General features: G+C 67.2%; 3 protein-coding genes. 2 read left to right on the top strand and 1 reads right to left on the bottom strand.

Annotation, left to right across the window (positions count from 1 at the left end):
• Window positions 1–175 precede the first annotated feature (175 nt).
• Together istA and istB are read left to right on the top strand one after the other, a co-directional pair.
• On the top strand, window positions 176–1,726 hold the full coding sequence (gene istA / locus AC1DF3_RS36705) for an IS21 family transposase (RefSeq protein ID WP_478142772.1): 1,551 nt from the start codon (window positions 176–178) through the stop codon (window positions 1,724–1,726).
• Between the two features lie 14 nt (window positions 1,727–1,740).
• Window positions 1,741–2,478, top strand: a complete 738-nt coding sequence (gene istB / locus AC1DF3_RS36700) for an IS21-like element helper ATPase IstB (RefSeq protein ID WP_478142771.1) — start codon at window positions 1,741–1,743, stop codon at window positions 2,476–2,478.
• On the opposite strand, the gene AC1DF3_RS36695 is transcribed toward istB, so the two are convergent.
• A partial coding sequence (locus AC1DF3_RS36695; protein WP_478142770.1) for a hypothetical protein occupies window positions 2,438–2,804 on the bottom strand: 367 nt, incomplete at its 5' end. The genes istB and AC1DF3_RS36695 overlap by 41 nt on opposite strands.

Raw genomic sequence — 2,804 nt, 5'->3', positions numbered from 1 at the left:
TGCGTATTTCAGGGCATCGTGGACGCCCGTTTCAGACGATCGTGGACGTCATTTCAGATGAACGTGGACGCTGTTTCAGGCTGATCGTGGACGACGTTTCAGCCTAATCGTGGACGATCCGGGCGCGCGCGAGTGATCTTGACCGTTGGCATGCTGGCCGATTTTTCGGCCTGCCATGCCTACCACCAGGATCACGATGCGACAGATACGACAGGTCTTGCGCCTGCACCTCGAAGCCGACCTGAGCTACGCCCAGGTCGCCCGCGCCGTCGGTATCGGCAAGGGAACCGTCGGCAAGTTCATGCTGCTGGCGCGCGCCGCCGGCGTCGACTGGGGCGTCGCCCAGACCCTCTCGGACCAAGAACTCGAGGCCCGCCTGTACAGGCCGGCCGTGCCGCGTTCGAGTCGCCAGCTCGAGCCCGACTACGCCTGGATCCACCAGGAACTCAAGCGCCCGGGCGTCACCCTGCAGTTGCTTTGGGAGGAGTACCAGCGTCGGCACAGCGAAGGCGGCGAGCCGGCTTACAAGTACACAAGCTTCTGCGTCAAGTACCGGGCCTGGGTCATGAGCCTGAAGCGCTCGATGCGCCAGACCCACGCAGCCGGCGAGCGCCTGTTCGTCGACTACGCCGGGCAGACCGTGCCGGTGATCGATGCGGCCAGCGGCGAGATCCGGCGCGCCCAGATCTTCGTGGCGGTGCTGGGTGCGTCCAACTTCACCTACGCTTGTGCCACCGCGACGCAGACCACAGCCGACTGGGTCGGCTCGATCATCGACGCGTTGGAGTTCTGTGGGGGCGTTCCTCGCCTGATCGTTCCCGATCAACCGCGTGCCCTGATCGCGCGGCCCGATCGCTACGAGCCCACCGTCAACCGCCTGGTCGATGAGTTCTGCGACCACTACGACGTGGCGGTCCTTCCAGCGCGCCCCGCTCGTCCGCGCGACAAGCCGAAGGTCGAAGTCGGAGTCCAAGTGGTCGAGAGGTGGATCCTGGCGCGCCTTCGCAACCGGCGCTTCTTCAGCCTGCCCGAACTCAACGCTGCCATTGCCGAGTTGCTCACCGACCTGAACGCCCGGCCGTTCAAGAAGCTGCCCGGCTGCCGCGCAAGTGCCTTCACCGCGCTGGATCAACAGGCCCTGCGCCCGCTGCCGGCCACGCGCATGCCGATCGCGCGCTTCAAGCGCGCCCGCGTCAACATCGACTATCACATCGAACTCGATGGCCACTACTACAGCGTGCCGCATCGGCTCGTGCGCACCTTGGTGGAACTGCGCGTCACTGCCACCACGGTGGAGATTCTCAGCGGCAACCAACGCGTGGCCGTTCACCCGTACAGCGCCCGGCGCGGCGCCCACACCACGACGGCCGAACACATGCCGGCGTCGCATCGCGCGCATCGCGAGTGGACCCCCGCCAAGCTCATCGCATGGGGCGAGCGCATCGGCGCGGCCACGGCCGGCGTGGTGCGCTGGCAGATGGAGCACCGCCCGCATCCCGAGCAGGGCTACCGGGCGTGCCTGGGACTGCAACGTCTGGCACGCCAGTTCGGCGACGCCCGGCTCGAAGCCGCCTGTGCGCGGGCGCTGTCGATCCGGTCGCCGACCTATCGAAGCGTGAACTCGATCCTGGCCGCGGGCCTGGATCGCCAGCAGGTGTCGGCCGAGCCGACACAGGCGTCCTTGCCGCTGCACGACAACGTGCGCGGCCCCGACTACTACCACTGACGAAGGAGAACCCCTTGCTCAACGAACACACCCTGGATCAGCTGCGCGGCCTGCGCCTGGATGGCATGGTCCACGCACTGGCCGACCAGGCCACCAGCACGGCGGCGACCGAACTGAACTTTGAGGAGCGCCTGGCGATGCTGGTGCAGCGCGAGATCGACTGGCGCGACGGCAAGCGCCTGACCCGCCTGCTCAAGGCGGCCAGGCTCAAGGTGGCCAGCGCCTGCATCGAGGACATCGACTGGCGTGGTTCGCGCGGGCTCGACCGCAGCCTCGTCACCACGCTGGCCGGCTGCGATTGGCTGCGCCATGGCCGCTGCGTCCTGATCACGGGAGCGACCGGAGTCGGCAAGACCTGGTTGGCGTGCGCGCTGGCGCAGCAGGCCGCGCGCTCGGGCTTCACTGTGCTGTACACGCGGGCACCCCGTCTGCTAGAAGAACTGCGGGTGGCCCATGGAGACGGCAGCTTCGGGCGGCGCCTTGCACAACTGGCGCGCATCGACCTCCTGGCCATCGATGACTTCGCGATCGCGCCGGTCACGGCGGCCGAGCGAAACGACCTGCTGGAACTGTTGGACGACCGCGTGGGCACGCGAGCTACGCTGATCACCAGCCAGTTGCCAGTGAGTGCGTGGCACGAATGGCTGAACGACCCGACGCTGGCCGATGCCATCCTGGACCGCATCGTGCACGCGGCGCACAAGATCGCGCTCAAGGGCGAGTCGATGCGCAGAAAGCAGGTGATGCCATGACCGCTTCGCGCAGTTCGTGCAGCGCCACCGCCGTCGCGCCGAACACGGCTTGCCCACCGCGGCGGTCGTTCGTCGCAAGCGACGCCCGCCGCCGTGGACAAGCCTGCGCTGTAGAGAGGCCTATCCACACCGCCTTCGGCGCCGCGTTGACCACCCCGGCGATGCTCGCCGGCGTGGACAACGCCCGGCGCTTCACCAAGATCATGGACGACTGAGATACCATGAACCCCTTCACTCGCGTGCTTCCGTGATCGTCCACGATCACCTTGAAACACCGTCCGCGATCACGCTGAAACCAGCGTCCACGATCGCTGAAATGCGCACCC

It is taken from the genome of Variovorax sp. 10N432, assembly GCF_056394465.1.
The sequence above is the reverse complement of the archived record's forward strand: the minus strand, read 5'-3'. Positions and strand labels throughout refer to the sequence as shown.

Bases quoted from the DNA above. Each gene is read 5' to 3' on its own strand.
- istA (WP_478142772.1), top strand. From the start codon at position 176: ATGCCTACCACCAGGATCACGATGCGACAGATACGACAGGTCTTGCGC.